This window comes from Streptomyces sp. NPDC085927 (assembly GCF_044540975.1).
GTDB classification, from domain to species: domain Bacteria; phylum Actinomycetota; class Actinomycetes; order Streptomycetales; family Streptomycetaceae; genus Streptomyces; species Streptomyces hirsutus.
This window is the reverse complement of sequence record NZ_JBITSN010000003.1, coordinates 233,655-251,992: the sequence shown is the minus strand read 5'-3', so window position 1 is coordinate 251,992 and position 18,338 is coordinate 233,655. Positions and strand designations below refer to the sequence as shown.

At 72.2% G+C, this 18,338-nt stretch carries 15 protein-coding genes; 5 read left to right on the top strand and 10 right to left on the bottom strand.

Going from position 1 to position 18,338, the window contains the following annotated elements; genetic code table 11:
* Positions 1-2: 2 nt before the first annotated feature.
* The 4 genes from ACIF80_RS10150 to ACIF80_RS10135 all read right to left on the bottom strand — a co-directional run bounded on the left by ACIF80_RS10150 (position 3) and on the right by ACIF80_RS10135 (position 5,824).
* On the bottom strand, positions 3-1,601 hold the full coding sequence (locus ACIF80_RS10150; protein WP_399801846.1) for an acyl-CoA carboxylase subunit beta: 1,599 nt from the start codon (positions 1,599-1,601) through the stop codon (positions 3-5).
* Positions 1,598-3,286 carry an acyclic terpene utilization AtuA family protein gene (locus tag ACIF80_RS10145; protein ID WP_399801844.1) on the bottom strand — a complete coding sequence of 563 codons (1,689 nt, stop codon included), beginning with the start codon at positions 3,284-3,286 and terminating at the stop codon, positions 1,598-1,600. The genes ACIF80_RS10150 and ACIF80_RS10145 overlap by 4 nt, the downstream gene beginning before the upstream one ends.
* The gene (locus ACIF80_RS10140; protein ID WP_399801841.1) at positions 3,283-4,098 is read right to left on the bottom strand and encodes a TIGR03084 family metal-binding protein; all 816 of its coding nucleotides are present in this window, start codon (positions 4,096-4,098) and stop codon (positions 3,283-3,285) included. Before ACIF80_RS10140 ends, ACIF80_RS10145 begins: the two co-directional genes overlap by 4 nt.
* Before the next feature lie 859 nt (positions 4,099-4,957).
* On the bottom strand, positions 4,958-5,824 hold the full coding sequence (locus ACIF80_RS10135) for a DUF1963 domain-containing protein (RefSeq protein WP_399801838.1): 867 nt from the start codon (positions 5,822-5,824) through the stop codon (positions 4,958-4,960).
* A gap of 387 nt (positions 5,825-6,211) precedes the next feature.
* Between ACIF80_RS10135 and ACIF80_RS10130 the strand changes: the two genes are divergently transcribed.
* On the top strand, positions 6,212-6,595 hold the full coding sequence (locus tag ACIF80_RS10130) for an AQJ64_40280 family protein (protein WP_399801835.1): 384 nt from the start codon (positions 6,212-6,214) through the stop codon (positions 6,593-6,595).
* A 341-nt stretch (positions 6,596-6,936) separates the two neighbouring features.
* A complete protein-coding gene (locus ACIF80_RS10125) occupies positions 6,937-7,737 on the top strand; it encodes a GNAT family N-acetyltransferase (protein WP_399801832.1) in 801 nt (266 codons plus the stop codon).
* 370 nt (positions 7,738-8,107) lie between these two features.
* Here ACIF80_RS10125 and ACIF80_RS10120 read toward each other — a convergent pair whose 3' ends face one another.
* The 5 genes from ACIF80_RS10120 to ACIF80_RS10100 form a co-directional block, all read right to left on the bottom strand.
* On the bottom strand, positions 8,108-9,073 hold the full coding sequence (locus tag ACIF80_RS10120; RefSeq protein ID WP_399801830.1) for an EamA family transporter: 966 nt from the start codon (positions 9,071-9,073) through the stop codon (positions 8,108-8,110).
* A 307-nt stretch (positions 9,074-9,380) separates the two neighbouring features.
* On the bottom strand, positions 9,381-11,717 hold the full coding sequence (locus tag ACIF80_RS10115) for a hypothetical protein (protein WP_399801827.1): 2,337 nt from the start codon (positions 11,715-11,717) through the stop codon (positions 9,381-9,383).
* Positions 11,718-11,755: 38 nt separating this feature from the next.
* Positions 11,756-12,700 (bottom strand): STM4015 family protein, encoded by a 945-nt coding sequence (locus tag ACIF80_RS10110; RefSeq protein WP_399801824.1) that lies wholly within the window; start codon positions 12,698-12,700, stop codon positions 11,756-11,758.
* Between the two features lie 152 nt (positions 12,701-12,852).
* On the bottom strand, positions 12,853-15,189 hold the full coding sequence (locus tag ACIF80_RS10105; RefSeq protein ID WP_399801822.1) for a hypothetical protein: 2,337 nt from the start codon (positions 15,187-15,189) through the stop codon (positions 12,853-12,855).
* A 42-nt stretch (positions 15,190-15,231) separates the two neighbouring features.
* The gene (locus tag ACIF80_RS10100; RefSeq protein WP_399801819.1) at positions 15,232-16,161 is read right to left on the bottom strand and encodes an STM4015 family protein; all 930 of its coding nucleotides are present in this window, start codon (positions 16,159-16,161) and stop codon (positions 15,232-15,234) included.
* 251 nt (positions 16,162-16,412) lie between these two features.
* Here ACIF80_RS10100 and ACIF80_RS10095 point away from each other — a divergent pair, with 251 nt between their 5' ends.
* Complete coding sequence (locus ACIF80_RS10095) at positions 16,413-16,865, top strand: NUDIX hydrolase (RefSeq protein ID WP_399801816.1); 453 nt, start codon at positions 16,413-16,415, stop codon at positions 16,863-16,865.
* 36 nt (positions 16,866-16,901) lie between these two features.
* Here ACIF80_RS10095 and ACIF80_RS10090 read toward each other — a convergent pair whose 3' ends face one another.
* Positions 16,902-17,162 (bottom strand): GntR family transcriptional regulator, encoded by a 261-nt coding sequence (locus ACIF80_RS10090; RefSeq protein ID WP_399801813.1) that lies wholly within the window; start codon positions 17,160-17,162, stop codon positions 16,902-16,904.
* Between the two features lie 166 nt (positions 17,163-17,328).
* Here ACIF80_RS10090 and ACIF80_RS10085 point away from each other — a divergent pair, with 166 nt between their 5' ends.
* Complete coding sequence (locus ACIF80_RS10085) at positions 17,329-17,583, top strand: hypothetical protein (RefSeq protein WP_399801810.1); 255 nt, start codon at positions 17,329-17,331, stop codon at positions 17,581-17,583.
* Positions 17,580-17,876 carry a hypothetical protein gene (locus ACIF80_RS10080; RefSeq protein ID WP_399801807.1) on the top strand — a complete coding sequence of 99 codons (297 nt, stop codon included), beginning with the start codon at positions 17,580-17,582 and terminating at the stop codon, positions 17,874-17,876. The genes ACIF80_RS10085 and ACIF80_RS10080 overlap by 4 nt, the downstream gene beginning before the upstream one ends.
* Positions 17,877-18,338 lie beyond the last annotated feature (462 nt).

Below are 18,338 nucleotides of genomic sequence, written 5' to 3'. Positions count from 1 at the left end.
CCTCACATCCGGAAGACGCCGAAGCCACCGCGCACGCCCTCGTAGGGCGCCGTGTGGACGGCCGACAGGCACAGGCCGAGGACGGTGCGGGTGTCGCGCGGGTCGATGACGCCGTCGTCGTACAGCCGGCCCGACAGGAACATGGGCAGCGACTCGGACTCGATCTGCTGCTCGACCATGGCGCGCAGCGCCGCGTCCGCCTCGTCGTCGTAGGGCCGGCCCTTCGCCGCCGCCGACTGCCGGGCGACGATGGACAGCACCCCGGCGAGCTGCTGCGGGCCCATGACGGCGGACTTGGCGCCGGGCCAGGCGAACAGGAACCGCGGTTCGTACGCCCGCCCGCACATGCCGTAGTGCCCGGCGCCGTACGAGGCGCCCATGAGGACCGACAGGTGGGGGACCTTCGAGTTGCTGACCGCGTTGATCATCATGGCGCCGTGCTTGATGATGCCGCCCTGTTCGTACTCCTTGCCGACCATGTAGCCGGTGGTGTTGTGCAGGAAGAGCAGCGGGATGTCGCGCTGGTTGGCGAGCTGGATGAACTGGGCGGCCTTCTGCGACTCCTCGCTGAACAGCACCCCTTGGGCGTTCGCGAGGATGCCCAAGGGATAGCCGTGCAGGGCGGCCCAGCCGGTGGTCAGGCTGGTCCCGTAGAGCGGTTTGAACTCGTCGAAGTCGGAGCCGTCGACGATCCGCGCGATCACCTCGCGCGGGTCGAAGGGGGTCTTCAGGTCGCCGGGGACGATGCCCAGCAGCTCCTCCTGGTCGTACGTGGGCGGCTCGGCCGGCCCCGGGTCGGGGTACGCCTTGCGGTGGTTGAGGCGGGCCACGACCCGCCGGGCCTGGCGCAGGGCGTCCGGTTCGTCGACGGCGAAGTAGTCGGCGAGGCCCGACACCCGCGCGTGCATCCCGGCGCCGCCCAGGGACTCGTCGTCGCTCTCCTCCCCGGTGGCCATCTTCACCAGCGGCGGACCGCCGAGGAACACCTTCGCCCGCTCCTTGACCATGATCACGTGGTCGGACATGCCGGGGATGTACGCGCCTCCGGCGGTGGAGTTGCCGAAGACGACGGCGACGGTCGGGATGCCGGCCGCCGAGAGCCTGGTCAGGTCCCGGAAGATCGCCCCGCCGGGGATGAAGATCTCCTTCTGGGAGGGCAGGTCGGCGCCGCCGGACTCCACCAGGCTGATGAACGGCAGCCGGTTGGCGAGCGCGATGTCGTTCGCCCTCAGGGCCTTCTTCAGGCTCCACGGGTTGCTGGCGCCGCCGCGCACCGTCGGGTCGTTGGCCGTGATCAGGCACTCCACGCCCTCGACGACACCGATCCCGGTGACCAGGGAGGCGCCGGTCGTGTACTCGCTCCCCCACGCGGCCAGCGGGGACAGCTCCAGGAACGGGGTGTCGGGGTCGAGGAGCAGTTCGATGCGTTCGCGGGCGAGCAGCTTGCCGCGCCCGCGGTGCCGGTCGACGTACTTCTCGCCGCCGCCCGCGAGGGCCTTGGCGTGTTCGGTGTCGAGTGCGGCGAGCTTGCCGAGCATGGCCTCGCGGTGGGCCCGGTGGTCGGGGCCCGCCGTGTCCAGGGCGGATGCGAGGACGGTCACAGGAGGGCCTCCGGGATGTCCAGACGGCGGGAGCGCAGCCATTCGCCGAGCGCCTTGGCCTGCGGGTCGAAACGGGCCTGTGCGGCGACGCCCTCGCCGAGGATGCCCTCGACGACGAAGTTCAGGGCGCGCAGGCGGGGCAGCACGTGCCGGGTGACGGGCAGACCGGCGGCCTCGGGGATCAGTTCGCGAAACCGCTCGACGGTCAGCTCGTGCGCGAGCCACCGCCAGGCGTCGTCGCCCCGCGCCCACACCCCGACGTTGGCGTTCCCGCCCTTGTCCCCGCTGCGGGCGCCGGCGATCAGGCCGAGCGGGGCGCCCCGGACCGGGCCGGGCGCCAGGGGCTCCGGCGGCTCCGGCTCCGGTACGTCCGCGAGGACGACAGTGTCGTGGGGCGGGCCCACCGGGATGCGGCGGCCGTCGTGGAGGACGGCCACATGGTCGACGGAACCATGGGGGACGTACACATCCTCGAACACTCCATAGGGGGCGCCCTTCCCCGGTGGCGCCAGCACATGGAATCCGGGGTAGCTGGCCAGCGCCAGCTCGATGGCGGCCCCGCTCAACGCCCGCCCGACCGCTTCCTGCCCCGGGTCCCGCACGACGAGCCGCAGCAGCGCGCTCGCGGTCTCCTCCGTGTCCGCGTCGGGCCGGTCGGTACGCACGAGTTCCCAGCGCGTCTCGGCGGGCGGCGACGTGGCGAGTGCGGCGGTCATCTGCTCCCTCACGAGGTCCGCCTTGGCCTCGATGCCGAGGCCGGTGAGGACGAACACGACCTCGTTGCGGAAACCGCCGAGCCGGTTGAGCCCGGCCTTGAGCGTGGGCGGCGGTGCCTCTCCGCGCACTCCGTCGATCCGTACCCGGTCGGGTCCCTCCCGGGTGAGCCGTACGGTGTCGAGCCGGGCGGTGACGTCCGGCCCGGCGTACCGGGCGCCGCCGGTCTCGTAGAGCAGTTGCGCGGTGACGGTGCCGGCGTCGACGAAGCCGCCGGTGCCGGGGTGCTTGGTGATGACGCTGCTGCCGTCCTCGCGCAGTTCGGCGAGCGGGAAGCCGGGCCGCAGGAGGTCGCCGGGGGGCCGCTCGCCGAAGAAGGCGTAGTTGCCGCCGGTGGCCTGGGTCCCGCACTCCAGCACGTGCCCGGCGACGACGGCTCCCGCGAGCCGGTCGTAGTCGGTCGGCGCCCAGCCGAAGTGCGCGGCGGTCGGGCCGGTGACCAGGGCGGCGTCGGTGACCCGCCCGGTCACGACGACATCGGCGCCCCCGCGCAGGCAGGCCGCGATGCCGAAGCCGCCGAGGTAGGCGTGCGCGGCGAGGCTCCCCGGATGGCGGGCGGTGAGGTCGTCGCCCTCGACGTGCGCGACCCGCGCCGGGATGCCGAGCCGCCCGGCCAGTTCCCGCACGGCGTCGGCGAGCCCCGCCGGGTTGAGCCCGCCGGCGTTGGCGACGATCCTCACCCCCCGCTCGTGGGCGAGGCCGAGGCACTCCTCCAGTTGCCGCAGGAAGGTGCGGGCGTATCCGGCGGAGGGGTCCTTGAGCCGGTCGCGGGCGAGGATGAGCATGGTCAGCTCGGCGAGGTAGTCGCCGGTGAGGACGTCGAGCTCGCCGCCGGTGAGCATCTCGCGCAGGGCGTCGAAGCGGTCCCCGTAGAACCCGGAGGCGTTCCCGATCCGCAGGGCCGCCGTCACGGGGTGTGCCCCTGGCCGTCCCCGCTCTCCCCCTTCGGCGGGCGTCCGCCCCCGGGCGGCCCGGCGAAGGCCTGGGCGATGTCGAGCCAGCGGTCGGCGTCGGGGCCGTCGGCGGTGAGGGCGAGATCGGCGCGGTGGGCGCGCTGGGTGACCAGGAGGCAGAAGTCGAGCGCGGGCCCGCCGACGCGCTGCGGGGCGTCGACGGGCCCGTAGTCCCACAGCTCACCCCCTGGTGCGACGAGTTCGACGCGGAAGGGGTCGGCGGGCGGGGTGAGTCCGTTCGCTCCGTAGGCGAAGTCCCGGGTCCGCACCCCGAGCCAGGCCACATGCCTCAGCCGGTCGGTGGGGGGCCGCACCACACCGAGCGTGTCCGCGATGTCGAGTCCGTGGGCCCAGGTCTCCATGAGCCGGGCCGTCGCCATGGAGGCCGCCGACATGGGCGGCCCGTACCAGGGGAAGCGCGTGCCGGGGGGCGCGGACCGCAGCCCCTTCTCCAGCGCCGCCCGCCCCTCGCGCCACCGCGCGAGCAACTCGGCGGGCGCGAGCCGTGCGTACTCCTCGGCGCCCTCGTCGACGAAGGTGTGCGGGGCGGTGAGCGCCTGCTCCACCAGCCCCTGAAACCCTTCCGCGTCCGTGACGGCGAGCAGCGCCGAACGGTCGGTCCAGGCGAGGTGCGCGACCTGATGGGCGACGCTCCACCCGGCGGCGGGCGTCGCGAGCCCCCACTCCTTTGGCCCGAGCCCGGCCACGAGCCGGTCGACCTCCTCGCTCTCCTCACGCAGATCGTCGATCACGGACAGCGGATCGGACACGATGGCGCTCCCCTCGGGGCACGGCGGTGTGCGGCGCGGATTCCTGGAGCATGGCAGCGAGTTCAAAAACAATCAAGCATGCTTGCATGGATTGATGCGAGGCCTGTACCGCCGTCGAGCGAGGGCACCCGTGGCCGGCCTGGAAAGCGACACCGTGAGCCATCAGGGAAGGGAGGCGTCCATCACCCGGCAGTCATGCCGCCGGATCGGGCGCGACCTGCCAGAGGGTGACGAGTCCGGAGCGTGGCGTGACCATGTACACGAAGAAGCCGCCGGCGACGAAAGCGTGCTTCGCCCCTTCGTCCATCCCCTCGTACGCGGGGCCGTGGGGTGCAGGGCTTCCGCCGCCCTGACCATTTCATCGGCCGTCTTCGCCACCTCGGCCGGAAACGCGGCAGGGGCTCCCGTCCGCTCGAGCCCGGCCGCTCGAGCCCGGCCGCTCGCATACTCGCGGGGCTCGCCCCCTGCGACCTCCGTCCGCTCGGCGGCGAAGGAGCCAAGACCGGGCTCGGCGTGGAGGAGCCCCTCCGCACGGTGGCGGAGGCCTTCGAGAGGTTCCACAAGGATCTGACCGCGGGTGGCCCCGAAGGCGTTGCCGCCCCGGAGCAGGGGTGGGCCCGCCACAGTGCGGTGTGGGCCATGACTGGCGCCGAGGTGGAGCACCACCGGCACCCGAGCAGCGCGTATGCGTGGGCGTCGCGGGGAGTCCGCATGACCGTCCAGGTCGCCGTTCAGCTCCCGGAGCAGGCTGCCGACCCTGCAGGCGCGGCATCCAGGCGTAGTCGGGGGACCACGGCCGGCCTCCGACGCACCCGCGGTGCCCGAGACCTCAAGGAGGAGCGATCGGTCGGGGCCCCGGTCACGGGTTCCAGAAAACAGTGGTGAACACACGCTCGAAGCGCCGCGCGGCCAGGTCCTCGCGTTGGATCACCCAATGGACGGTGGAGCCCTCCCGCTTCCTGAGGCTCCCGGCATACCAGTCGGCGAGCAGCACCCAGTCCGCAGGGTCGGCCGAGGCCGGTCCGTCCCAGGAGCCCTCTCTCACCGCGTCCGCGGCAATGGACGCGGCGACGTCGACCGGGTCGAATTCGACAACCTCCTCGTTCGCGTATCCCCCGATCTGCAGCGGCCCTCTCCGAGCGACGCTGTCGTGAGTGTCCTCCCACACCTCGACGAGTTCCGAGCAGAAGGGATGCCCGGGAAGGGTTACGGCTTCCCGCTCGCCGGGGGGAATGACGAATGTGTGGTAAGGGAGCGACACCTCGGCCCTCGCCCGCAGCGGGCCCTGCGGGTAGCCCTCGAATATCGCGTTGTACTCGTCGTCGTTCCTTGAGTTCCAGGAGCGTGTGTCCCGTTGCGTGACCGCTGAGCCTGCGGGGACATGGACCACGTTGCCCCTGGGCCGGCCCCTGCCGTCGCCATCAGGCAGGGCGAAGAACAGCAAGTGGCCGTCGGGCGGCAGGGACAGATCTGTTGCGTCGGCCGGCAGGGCGGCGAGATCGACAGAGGCGACGAAGGGGTGTTCGGGATCCGGGATGTCAGCCGGAAGCAGGAGGGGGCCGCCGAACCGGCCCACAACCGGTCCGAACTCGTCGTCGTCGGCCAGTGTCAGCGCCACGCAGGGCCGGGCTGTGGCCAGCCATCGCTCCACATCGTCAGCCGGTATGCCTTGCGCCGTCGCCTCCTCACGGAAGGGGCGAAAGCGGTCACCCGTCGCAGGAATCATGGACGAACAGTACTGGAAGGGCCGACAGGGACGGAGACCTGTCATGTCCGATGCCGTGTTGGGCAGTTGAGCCGACCGCGAGACGGGCAACGGACCGCCGGAAGCCCTGTCCGGCAGCCTGACGGTGCGAGATTCGCCTCTGCCGCCTGCCAGGTCGGCCGACTTCCGCTCGATGGGCGCAAGCACCCGAGCGTCCTGCGACGGCAGCCCCACCGAGGTCGAATCGGAACGGATCCGCCCACTCGTCTGCCGGGCTCCGGCCCCCGTCACCGCGAAGGCACCGGGCCACCACGACGGGACCGTCACACGGCTGGTCACCGAAGCCGGGGAAGTAGGGTCGGCGCACGGGTGAAGGACGAGGCGCAGGATGCCTGGGTGAGGGTGGAGATGACGAATCTGGACACCGTGGTGACATGGGTCGACGTACGCGACGGACTGCCTCCGCGCGGTACACCGGTGGCGGCAGCGATCACGGGCCGGTATCCGGCCGACAGCATCACCGAGTCCGATACGGCATGGGGTGAGGAATTCTGGCTGGTGATGCCGATGTACTTCACGACCCGTCACTGGAGTGAGGACGGGACGGAGCACAAGGACTGCTTCGTCGACTCCGACGGAGTCGTCCGTCTGCCCCACGGCCGCACCAGTGCGGAAACCGTGACCCACTGGGCTGAGCTGCCCACCCTGCCGGGCGGGGCGACGCACGCGGCTCTCGGGAAGGACGTGCGGCCGGCTCTCCACCATGCGTGGGGTACTCGTCCCCCTGCCTGACCCACAGCCTGCCCGGACACTTCGCTCGAGTGGTCACGTAGCCGATCGGTCGACTCGATCTGCACCGGGTCCAGCAGGGACAGGCTTTCCCGCGGCCGACGGAATGCTCCCTTTCCGGGCGCGCACTCGGTTCCGGGCGCGCGTCCGGCCTGTTTCGGACAGGGGGCCGGGGCGTTCTCGGCCTCTGCTGTCGCCCGACGCGAGGGACCGGTGAGGCCGGCGACGGCTTCAGCGGAGGGCCCGAAGGGGCGGCGTACGCCTCGCGGGTCGTCGATGCGTACAGGCAGGAGGCGCGTACTACTGGGACGGCTTTCACGTACTCGACGAATCAAGGGTTTCTCATGCGCGATCTCGCGGACTCGGTCGAATCGATGGAACAACTCGCCGCCGCCTGGCGAGTCATGGTGCTCGACCGGGATCCGGACGCGGACGTCCGCGATCTTCCGGGCATCGCCGTCCGCTGGGCCGACTGCCGGTTTCCCTTCTGGAACTGCGTCACGCTGACCGGTGACGGCACGGGCGCCGGACTCGTGCAGCAGCGCCTGAACGAGGCGGCGGAGATCATGCGGTCCAAGAAGTATCCGGGCTTCCTGTGGGTCTTCGAGGATCTCCTCGAAGACGAGGCGCGCGCGGCACTCGGGGCAGCGGCCGGGCGAGCGGGCCTCGCGCACGCCTTCCCCGGCACGGGCATGGCGGGAGACCTGTTGCCGGTCCCCGAACCGGCCCATCCCGGACTGACGTTCGTCCGCGTGACCGCCGAGGAGCACCTGCGGGCCTTCGCGGACATCAACTCGCTCGCGTACGGGTTCCCGTTGGAGAACGGACGGGACGGGCTGGCCTGGTCCGAGCTGTGGAAGAACCGGGTGTACGCCTATCTGGGCGTACGGAACGGCACTCCCGTGACCTGCGCCGCCACGGTGGAGACGGAGGGCCGTCTCTTCGTCATGCTCGTCGCCACCGACCCGAAGTGGCAGCGTCGCGGCTATGGAGAAGCAGTGACGCGAAAGGCACTGCACGAGGGCGCCCGGGCCACCGGAGCGACCCGGGCGACCCTGCACGCGACCGCCGCCGGGGCACCCGTGTATCCACGGATCGGCTTCGAGCCGAACTCCCCGATGCACTTCTACGCCTTGAAGGACTGACATCCGTAGGAGCATCCCGGCGGGCGGCAGGGACGCCGTGCCGCCTCGACCGGCGGCCGACCGCGGTCCGCGGCTTTCGGCAACCCCCGTGGGCAGGCGGTTTCGCGCAGAGCCGCCGCTCCCCGGCCCCGCACACACGTGAGTCCCGCCCCGAGGACGGGGCGGGACTCGTCGCCGAGCGCCGGGCAGGCCTTGCACCTGCATTTCCCCGCAGGAAGCGGGGCGTCTTTCCTTGGACCACCGACGCGCGACCGGCAACCGGATGCTCCGGTGACCAGCTCAAGATCAAACATAGCGCAGCCCGCCGGCCGACCGCACCTGCCGCCGGCACTTCACCACCCTCCGCATCCGGGGGGGGTGCCACGGTCCCCTAGGCGGACTGCCCCGGGAGCGGCTTGGCCCGCCCCCGCCCCACCTGTGTCCGTACCGCTCCCATGCTCGCCGCGATGACCAGGGCGATGGCGGCGGCCTCGGTGAGGGTGAGGGCCTGGCTGAGGACGAGGAAGCCGGCGGCCGCGGCGATGGCGGGTTCCAGGCTCATCAGGACGGCGAACGTGGAGGCGGGCAGGCGCCGCAGGGCGAGGAGTTCCAGGGTGTACGGGAGGACGGAGGAGAGCACCGCGACCGCCGCGCCCAGGGCGAGGATCGTGGGATCGATGAGCTTCGTACCGGACTCGGCGATGCCCAGCGGCAGGAACAGCAGCGCCGCCACCGCCATGGCGAGGGCGAGGCCGTCGGCCTGCGGGAAGCGGCGGCCCGTCCGCGCGCTGAAGATGATGTAGGCCGCCCACATGACACCGGCCCCCAGGGCGAACGCGGCGCCCAGCGGATCGAGGCTGTCGAAGCCTCCGCCGCCGAGCAGGACGACGCCGGCGAGGGCGAGTCCGGCCCACAGGAAGTTGATCGCGCGCCGGGAGGCCAGGACGGAGAGGGCGAGCGGGCCGAGCACCTCCAGGGTGACCGCCGTGCCGAGGGGGATGCGGGCGGCGGCCTGGTAGAAGAGGCCGTTCATCCCGGCCAGGGCGATGCCGAAGGCGATCACCGTGGTCCAGTCGGCGCGCGAGTGCCCGCGCAGCCGGGGCCGGCACACCACCAGCAGCACGACCGCGGCCACCAGCAGCCGCAGTGTCACGACGCCGAGCGCACCGGCCCGCGGCATCAGGGTCACCGCGAGCGCCCCGCCGAACTGCACGGAGATCCCCCCGGCGAGCACCAGGCCGACCGGCCCCAGGGCACCCCGGCCGCGCGGGGCGCCGGCCGTCTCCGGCGCATGTCCCGGAGCCGCCCCGGGGACAGCGGCCGGGGTGGACGGGCTGGCAGCACTCGACGTCGTCACGGCGCCTTCCTCGGGCTGGGTGGAGGAAGCGGAGTGCCCCCTCGGCGACTGTGCGTCGCGGTGAACTTTCCGGCCCAGGATATGACCTTGGTCAGCACCGTGACGCTTCTACGTACCTGACGATGAGTCCCTCGCCTCGCCCGGGTCAATTCCGTCCGTCATGCGGACCGGGCGCATCCGGGGCCTCCCTCGTCCTTCGGTTCCCCCGACGGGACGGCGATTCGCTCGGCCCGCCGGAGCCCCGGTGACGGATCCACGCGCACCGCTCCCCCGGCCCGGCGACGTCGGCCCCGGGCACCTGCCGCCGTCAGGGGAGCCGGGGCGGGGTGGGAGCGGGGCGCCGGGTCGGGTAGGCGAGGTCCGGGACCTCGACGTCCAGCTCGCGCAGGCGGGCGGCCACCTCGGCCGGACTCCGGCCCGTCCTGCTCGCCACGGCCAGGACGTCCGCGGCACCCACCGGTTTGCCGAACCGGGTTATGAGCTCCAGCAGGTCGCCGTCACGGACGTCGAGCGCCGGCGGCACCTGGACCTCGTGGCCGAGCAGCGTCAGGCGTTCCCCGATCTCCTGGGGGCTGCGGCCGGTGACCCGTGCGGCACGCAGCACGTGCTCGAGCAGGGAGGCGCCCCGCTCGGAGAGCCAGGGCGCGCGGGCGTCCAGTTCCTTGCTGAGCAGGAGGATGTCCTCCTCCTCGAAACCGCCCGCGTCGGGCAGGTCGCTCTCGCGGCCCCTGAGTTCCCCGATCCGGTCGTTGATCTCCTCCGGGGTACGGCCGAGGACCTTCGCGGCAAGAAGGGCGCGCCCCAGGTACGGCCACAACAGCCAGGGTGCCCGGCCGTCGGCGTTCTCACTGAGGATGACCGCGTCGTCGGGATGCGGGGTGAACCCCAGGGTGTAACCGAGGGCGATCAGCCGGACCGCGACGTCGTGAAGGCTCACCTCCGCGGCGTTGGCGGCGCACAGGACGTGGTACGCCGGCACACCGGTCAACGGGATGTACGGTTTGCCCGGTTCGGCATCCTGGCTGATCATGGCGAGGTCGCCGGGGTGCGGCGTGTCCGGCAGCGGGGCGGGCACCTTGTGGAACCCCAGGGCGTGCAGCCGCCGCGCGACGTCCGCCGGGCCGACGCCCTCGGCATGGGCCCGCCGCACGACGTGCGGGAGCGGGACGGGCTCGTCCGGATGCAGCCAGCCCGTGTCGGTGGCGGCCAGGCCGGCGTCGCGCTCCGGGACGGACCCGGGCAGCGGACCGTCCGGGAGGACGACGTCGGTGTAGCCCAGTTCCCGGTAGCGGTCCGCGATCTCGCGCGGACCGGTGCCCGAGTCGGCCGCGGCCCGCAGGAGGCGGCCGTAGGGCACGGTGTCCCCCAGCACCGGCGCGGCGCCGTCCCCGCGCTCGCTGATGAGCCGCAGGTCGTCCTCGGTGACGTGCCGGTCGGGGACGTCGGGCAGGCGGGTGTAGCCGAGCTCCGCCAGCCGGGCCAGCACCGACGCGGCGCTCACCCCCCGGGCATGGGCGGTGTACAGGACGTGGCCGGCCGGCACCGGGTCCGTACGCGAGAGCCAGTACTCGGCCCCGGTGATGTCCCGGCCGCCGACGAGCGGGAAGTCGCTCTCCGACACCTCGGCGGGGAACTCCTGCTCGGGGATGACGTAGCCGAGCGCCCGCAGGCGGTCCGCGATCTCGGCCAAAGCCCTGCCGGTCCTGGCGCCGGCCGCGAGGAGGTGGGGGAACCATGCGGGGTCGTCCTGCGCGAGCCAGGACCTGGGCTCCCCGCGCTCCCACCCGTACCCGAGGAGACCGATATCCTTATGGTCCACGGAGCCGGCCAGCGGTCCCTCGGGCAGTCGACGGTATCCGAGCCGGCCGAGCCGGGCGAGGACCTCGTTGGGGTCACGGTCGTGTGCCTGGGTGAAGCGCAGGACGTGGTGGAGCGGCACGGGCTCGTCCTGGTCCAGCAGCCAGGGCGCGTCACCGTCCAGCTCCCGGCTGATCAGCACCACGTCGTCGGCGGTGGCCTCCGCCGTCCCGGGGTGGATCCGGTAGCCGAGCCGGGTGAGACGCTCGCACACCGAGGCGATCTCGGACGCCGTCTGCTGCGGGACCCTGGTCAGCTTCCCCTTGCGCTGGAGGACGGCGATGACGTGGCCGAGTGTCACAAGGGTGTCGTCGGGGATCCAGCGTTCGGGGCTGTTCCCGTCCCGGTGGATGATCAGGTCCCGGTCCTCGTCCAGCACCCGTTCCGGAAAGCTGTCGGGTGCGGGCGCCGGATGGCCCAGTTCGGTGAGCCGGGCCGCGATCTCGGCGGGCGGCCGGTTCAGCCGCCGGGCGGCCTCCAGGATATGGCCTCTGAGGTGACCGTCGTTCCCGGGCCGGATCCAGGGGGCGAGGCCGTCGATGTCGCGGCTGATCATCTTCAGGTCGTCGTCGGTGACCGAGGCCAGTTGTTCGGGGGAGGGGACCCGGTACCCCAGCTCAGTGAGCCGGGAGCCGATCGCACCGGGGTCACCGCCCCGTCCTGCCACACGCAGGACGTGGCCCGGCGTCACGGGTTCTTCGGGGTCCAGCCAGGGGGCCCGGGAGTTCAGCTCGCGGCTGATGAGGCGCCGGTCGTGGTGGTCGAGGGAAGCCGGGTCGTTCGGCACGGTGGCCTTTCTGAGGGGGTGCGGGACGGGGAGGGCGGTCACTCGGCGACGGCGATGTAGCGGATGGACTCCTCGCGGTCCTCGTCCAGGTAGTCCTCCTCCTCCTGTGCGGTCAGGTCCACCCGCACGCCCGCCGGTTCGAGGGCGTCCCAGACCCGCAGCATCATGGCGTCGCCGAGGTAGTGGTGGTGCAGGTCGAGGAAGCGCAGGTGGGTGAGCGGCTGCCCGCTCAGCAGGGCCTCGGCGCCCTCGTCGTCGAGGAGGCCCATCGACAGCCTGAGCGATTCGAGCCGGGGCACGACCGGGGCGTGGGCCACGGCGGCCGCGATCTCGTTCTGGAACTGGCTGTTCTGCAGTCCCAGATGACGCAGGGAGGGCAGCCGTTCGCCGGTGAGCAGTGGCCGGAGATCCTCCACGGTGGTGTCGCAGCCGTAGTACTCGTCGCCCAGCCACAGCTCCAGGTACTCCAGGGACGGCAGGTCGGAGGCGGCCACGTTGCGCACGACCGAGGCGGGCAGCCCGCCGCTCTCGAAGCGCAGGGTACGCAGTCCTTCGTGGCGGACGACGGGGAACGCGAGGTCCTTGCTGCCGCGCACACCGAGCTCCCGCAGGCGGGGGTACGCCTCCAGGAGGGGGGCGACATCGGACTGCGTGAGCCAGGAGATCTCGCACTCCTCGAAATGGACGTCTCCGAGGAACAGGGCCTCCAGGGCGGTCAGCCGAGGGCTCAACTCGACGAGCATGTCGATCACTTGGTCGGGCACGCCGTCTTCGTCGTACCACGTGGTGCCGAAGATGAGCGCGCGCACCTTCTCCAGCGGCACGGTCCTGGTGAAACGGTCCCAGTAGTCGTTCAACGCCTCGTTCCCGGTATAGAGATTGCTCTCCATGCGCCACGCGACGGAAGCGGGATCGTCCGGCAGGGGGACGGGGGAGGACGCCTGCGGGAAAGTCAGGACGGGAAGTCCGTAGAACTGGGTCAAGTGAGCTACTGACCTCGGATATTGAGGAACATCGATCGGGAACTCCATTGCTGATCCTCGGGTGTTGGGGACTGAGGTGGGCACAGTCCTAGCAGCATCCGGTGGCACCGGACGGACACGGACCGGGGGGTCCGCGACGGACACCGCCGCCGTCAGGGAAGCCGGGGCGGGGTGGGAGCGGGGCGCCGGGTCGGGTAGGCGAGGTCCGGAATCTCGACGTCCAGCTCGCGCAGACGGGCCGCCACCTCGGCCGGACTCGCGCCCGTCCTGCTCACCACGGCCAGGACCTCCGCGACGCCCGCCGGCTGGTGGAGCTCGGGTACGACCTCCACCAGATCGTTGTCGCGTGCGTCGAGCGCGGGTGGCACGTGGGCGGTGAGGCCGAGCAGCCTCAGGCGTTCCCCGATCTCCTGGGGGCTGCGGCCGGTGGCCTCCGCCGCCCGCAGCACGTGCTGCGGCGACGCGGTGCTCCCCGGGGAAAGCCATGGCTTGCGGCTGTTCAGTTTCTCACTGAGCAGGAGGATGTCGTCCTCCTCGAAACCGCCCGCGTCGGGCAGCCGGCACTTGCCGTACCCAAGTTCCTCGCAGCGGTCGTTGATCTCCTGAGGAGTGCGGCCGAGCACTTTCGCGGCGAGGAGAACGCGTCCGAGGTCCGTTCTCCACACCCAGGGTGCCCGGCCGTCGGCGTGCTCGCTGGTGATCACCGCGTCGTCGGGGTGCGGGGTGAACTCCAGGGTGTAGCCGAGGGAGACCAGCCGGGCCGCGACCTCGTGGGGGCCCGTCTTCGCGACGGCGGCGGCGCGCAGGACGTGGCGCGCTCCCACCCCGGTCAACGGGATGTACGGGTTCCCCGGTTCGGCGTTCTGGCTGATCATGATCAGGTCGCCGGGATGCGTGGTGTCCGGCAGCGGGGCGGGCACGTCGTGGTATCCCAGGGCGCGCAGCCGCCGTGCGATCGCGGCCGGACCGGTGCCCTCGGCGTGGGCACGCCGCACGACGTGCGGGAGCGGGACGGGCTCGTGCGGTGCCAGCCAGCCCGTGTCGGTGGTGATCAGGTCGGCGTCGCGTTCCGTGACGGACCCGGGCAGCGGACCGTCCGGGAGGAGGATGTCGGTGTAGCCCAGTTCCCGGTAGCGGTCCGCGGCCTCACGCGGTCCGGTGCCCGAGTCGGCCGCGGCCCGCAGGAGGCGGCCGTAGGGCACGGTGTCCCCCAGCACCGGTGTGCCGCCGTCCCCATGTCGGCTGATGAGCCGGAGGTCGTCGTCGGTGACGTACCGGTCGGGGACGTCGGGCAGGCGGGTGTGGCCGAGCTCCGCCAGCCGGGACAGGACCGACGCGACGTCCGTTCCCCGGGCGTGGGCGCTGTGCAGGATGTGGCCGACCAGCACGATATCCGTACGGGAGAGCCAGAACCCGGGCGCGTCGAGGACGTACCGGCCGCTGACGAGTGCGAGGTCGCTCTCCGAGACGGCGGGGGGCAGTTCCTGTTCGGGGAGGGGGTAGCCGAGCGCCCGCAGGCGGTCCGCGATCTCGGCGGGTGCCTTACCGGTTTCGACGGCGACCGCGACGAGGTGGGGGAACCATGCGGGGTCGTCCTGCGCGAGCCAGGACGGCCCGCCCCACGTGTGTCCGAGGAGGCCGGCCTCCTCGCGGCTCACGGAACCGACCAGCGGTCCCTCGGGCAGCCGGTGGAGCCCGAACCGGCGGAGCCGTGCGAGGACCTCGTTGGGGTCGCGCTCGTGTGCCTGGGCGAAGCGCAGGACGTGGTGGAGCGGCACGGGCTCGTCCTGGTCCAGCAGCCAGGGCGCGTCACCGTCCAGCTCCCGGCTGATCAGCACCACGTCGTCGGCGGTGACCTCCGTCATCTCGGGGGCGACCCGATACCCCAGCCGCGTCAGACGCTCGCGCGCGGAGGCTATCGCGGACACCGTCTTCTCCAGATCCTTGGACAGGCGCCTCGTGCGACGGAGCTTTTCCAGGACGTGGCCGAGCGGTACGGGGGTGTCGTCGGCGATCCAGGGTTCGCCCCCTCCGCCGGTGTCCAGGGTGCTGATCAGTTGACAGTCTTCGTGCTGGGCCCGTTCCGGAAAGCTGTCGGGTGCGGGCGCCGGATGGCCCAGTTCGGCGAACCGGGCCGCGACGTCGGCGGGCCGGCGGTCCAGCAGCCGGGCGGCATTCAGGACGTGGCCCCTGAGACAGGCGGTGTCCCCGGGCAGGAGCCAGGGCGGGTGGCCGTTGGTGTGGCGGCTGAGCAGGATCAGCTCGTTGCCGACGAGGGTGTCCAGCTGTTCGGGGGAGGGGACCCGGTACCCCAGCTCCGCGAGCCGGGAGCTGATGGCGCCGGGTTCACGGCCGCGGTCCGCCGCCGCGCGCAGGACGTGGCCCAGCGTCACGGGCTGTGCGGGGTCGAGCCAGGGGGCCCGGGCGTTCAGCTCGTGGCTGGTGATGCGCCGGTCGTGGTCGTCGAGGGGGGCCGGGGTGTTCGGCACGGGGGGCCTTTCGGAGAGGAGCGGGACCGGGAGGGGAGAAGGTCACTCGGCGGCGGCCACGTAGCGGCTTTCCTCGCCGTCGTAGTGCTCGGCCTCTTCCTGTTCGGTCAGGTCGACCCGCACGCCGGCCGGTTCCAGGGCGTCCCAGACCCGCAGCATCATGGCGTCGCTCAGGTAGTGGTGGTGCAGGTCGAGGAAGCGCAGGTGGGTGAGCGGCTGTCCGTTCAGCAGGGCCGCGGCGCCCTCGTCGCCGAGCGTGCCCATCGACAGCCGCAGGGACGCGAGCCGGGCCACGACCGGGGCGTGGGCCACGGCGGCCGCGATCTCGTCCTGGAACTGGCTGTTCTGCAGCCCCAGGTGGCGCAGGGAGGGCAGCCGCTCACCGGTGAGCAGTGGCCGCAGGTCCTCCACGGTGGTGTCGCAGCCGTAGTTCTCGTCGCCCAGCCACAGTTCCAGGCACTCCAGGGACGGCAGGTCGGACGCGGCCACGTTGCGCGTGACCCGGGCGGGCAGGCCGCCGGTCTCGAAGCGCAGGGTGCGCAGCCCCTCGTGACGGAGAACGGGGAACTCGAGGCCCTGGCTGCCGCGCACACCGAGTTCCCGCAGCCGGGGGTACGCCCGCAGTACGGGTTCGAGGTCGGACTGCTCCAGCCAGGACAGCTCGCTCTCCTCCCCTTCGACGTCTCCGAGGAAGACCGCTTCCAGGTTGACCAGACGCGAACTCGCCTCGACGAGCTCGTCGGTCGCGCCCCAGCCGTCCATGCCGTACCAGGGAGCACCGAAGACGAGCGCGCGCACCTCTTCCAGCGGCACGGTCCTGGTGAAGCGGTCCCAGTACTCGTCCGAGCTCTCGTCCTCGGACCCCATGCCGCTCCGCATGCACCACGCCACGGAAGCGGGGTCGGCCGGCAGGTCACGGGCGGAGGGATCCTGCGGGAAGGCCAGGACGGGGAGCCCGTAGAACTGCCCCAAGTGCCCTATGTCACAGGGATGTTGGGGAACGTCATTCGGGAAATCCACAGCGGCTCCTCGGGGTTGGGGACTGTGGTGCGCACAGTTCTAGCAGCAGCCCCCGACACCGGACGGAGAGTGCCCGGCCGGGAGGCCCCGGCGGAGGTGTCGGAGGCATCGGAGGTGTCGGCGGGCGAGGGGCGGGCACCGGGACGGGTACCGTCCCCACCAGGGAAGTCCTTGTCCGCCCCACTCCTACCTCCCGAGGCCCCGTGCGACGATTCATTGCCCGTCTCTGGCGACTCCTGCGCCCCGTCCAGAGCCGCGTCATGTGGTTCCTGAACGCCAAGTTCGTGGTCGGCGTGACCGGCGTCGTGCGCGACGACGAGGGGCGGGTGCTGCTGCTCCGGCACCGGATGTGGCCGCCGGGCCGTCAGTGGGGCCTGCCGAGCGGCTTCGCGCACAAGGACGAGGACTTCCGGCAGACCGTGGTGCGCGAGGTCAAGGAGGAGACCGGCCTCGACGTGGAGGCGGGCCGCCTCGTGATGCTGAACAGCGGTTTCCGCACCCGCCTGGAGGTGGCCTACGAGGCCCGGCTGCTGGGCGGCGAGCTGCGTCTGGACCCCTTCGAGATCCTGGAGGCCCGCTGGTGCCGCCCGGACGACCTCCCCGAGGACATCCAGCCGGTGTGCGGGCCGCTGGTGCGGGGCGAGACGGTTCCCTGAGGCATCGCCCCGAGGCTCCCGGCCGCTCGGGCCCGCCTACTTGTCGGGCTCGCCCCCTGCGGTCCGAGACCGCTCGGCGACGAAGGAGCCGAGGCCGGGCTCGGTGTAGGTCAGCCCTTCCTCCCGCAGTGCCCGAAGAACCTTGTGCGCCGTCGCGTTGGCGACCCCGAACTCCGCTGTGAGCTGCACGACGGACGGAACGCGTGTACGCGGGGGATAGGTGCCGTCAGCGATACGCCGGCGCACCACCTCCGCCACCTGGCGCCAGCGAGGGATGTCGGGAGCAAATTCGATCACCGATTCAGCATGCGTATACCTAGCGCTGTACGCGATACGTAGAATCCCTAGCATGCCTAGAATGCTTTAGATACAGTCTGTAGTCGCGAGACCCCCGCGACGGGTGGAGCCGTCCGGGGGTGTGGCCACCAGCTGAGTCCTGAATCCACTGATCGGAGCTGACGACATGACCGACCTTATCGGCCGCCTCATCGCATGGGTACGCGTCCTGTTCGATCCACCGGGCATCCACCGCCGCACCGGCCCACGCCCGACGGGGCACCCGACAGCACCGCCCTCACCGGTCCGTCAGGCGCCCCGCTCCCCCCTGCCCTCCCACCGCAGCCCCTACGGTCTGCCCACGCTCCTCGACGGGGCCGGAACCATGGCCGCGCGCCCGTACGTCGTCGCGTACTGGCACCACGAGGGGAGGGCGGCGTGAGGGAACCGGAGAGCCCCCCTGACGAGCCGCGCCTGCTGCCCTGGGCCGGGACCGGCGGCAAGCCCTGCTACCTGATCACCGGCGGCCGCGGCGGCCCGGTGTCCCGGCTGGCCGACACCACCGAGTCGGTCCAGCTCGGCATGGGCACGGAGCTGCTCGCCCACGCCCGCGGCCTTCTCCCGGACGCCCCGCCCGGTGAACTCCGCTACCTGGCCGAATGTCTGACCGCAGCCCTCGCCGACGTCCTGCGGGTGGCGGAGAGCCGGGGGCGGAGGCTGGGGCACCCGCGCTGACCACGGCCGCGCCCCCGGAGCCCGCCGGGAGCGGTGGGGGCGCTGCCGGCGGGGCCCGCCAGGACGACGGCATGCCGTACAGCACGAAGTTCCGGGCGCACGCCCGCCAGTACGGTGTCTCCGATCCGACGGGGAGAGGGGGCCGGGCCCGGGCGGGCCCCCTCCGCACACTCGCCTGCCTTTGCCGTGGGGAGCACGGACGAAACGCTCCGCCACACCAGCCGAAGCCGCTCATCTGAGCCCATCGAGAACATAAGGGCGGCGGCTGCTCACGGTTTCCCGGCCCAGGGTCTCCGCCGGCACCTCCACCAGGCGCCTGCCCCGCACCCCCGCCAATTGCTCCGGCCGCGCCCGGCAGGAGAACCCGTCGCCCGGCACCCTTCGCCAGGGCAACGCCCGCGAGGGCTGCGCCCGAGCACCCCGGCAGAGCGCTGGACACAGGCACCGACCCGGCCGGGCGCG

Bases quoted from the DNA above. Each gene is read 5' to 3' on its own strand.
- ACIF80_RS10125 (WP_399801832.1), top strand. From the start codon at position 6,937: ATGCGCGATCTCGCGGACTCGGTCGAATCGATGGAACAACTCGCCGCC.
- ACIF80_RS10085 (WP_399801810.1), top strand. From the start codon at position 17,329: ATGACCGACCTTATCGGCCGCCTCATCGCATGGGTACGCGTCCTGTTC.
- ACIF80_RS10130 (WP_399801835.1), top strand. From the start codon at position 6,212: ATGACGAATCTGGACACCGTGGTGACATGGGTCGACGTACGCGACGGA.
- ACIF80_RS10135 (WP_399801838.1), bottom strand. From the start codon at position 5,824: ATGATTCCTGCGACGGGTGACCGCTTTCGCCCCTTCCGTGAGGAGGCG.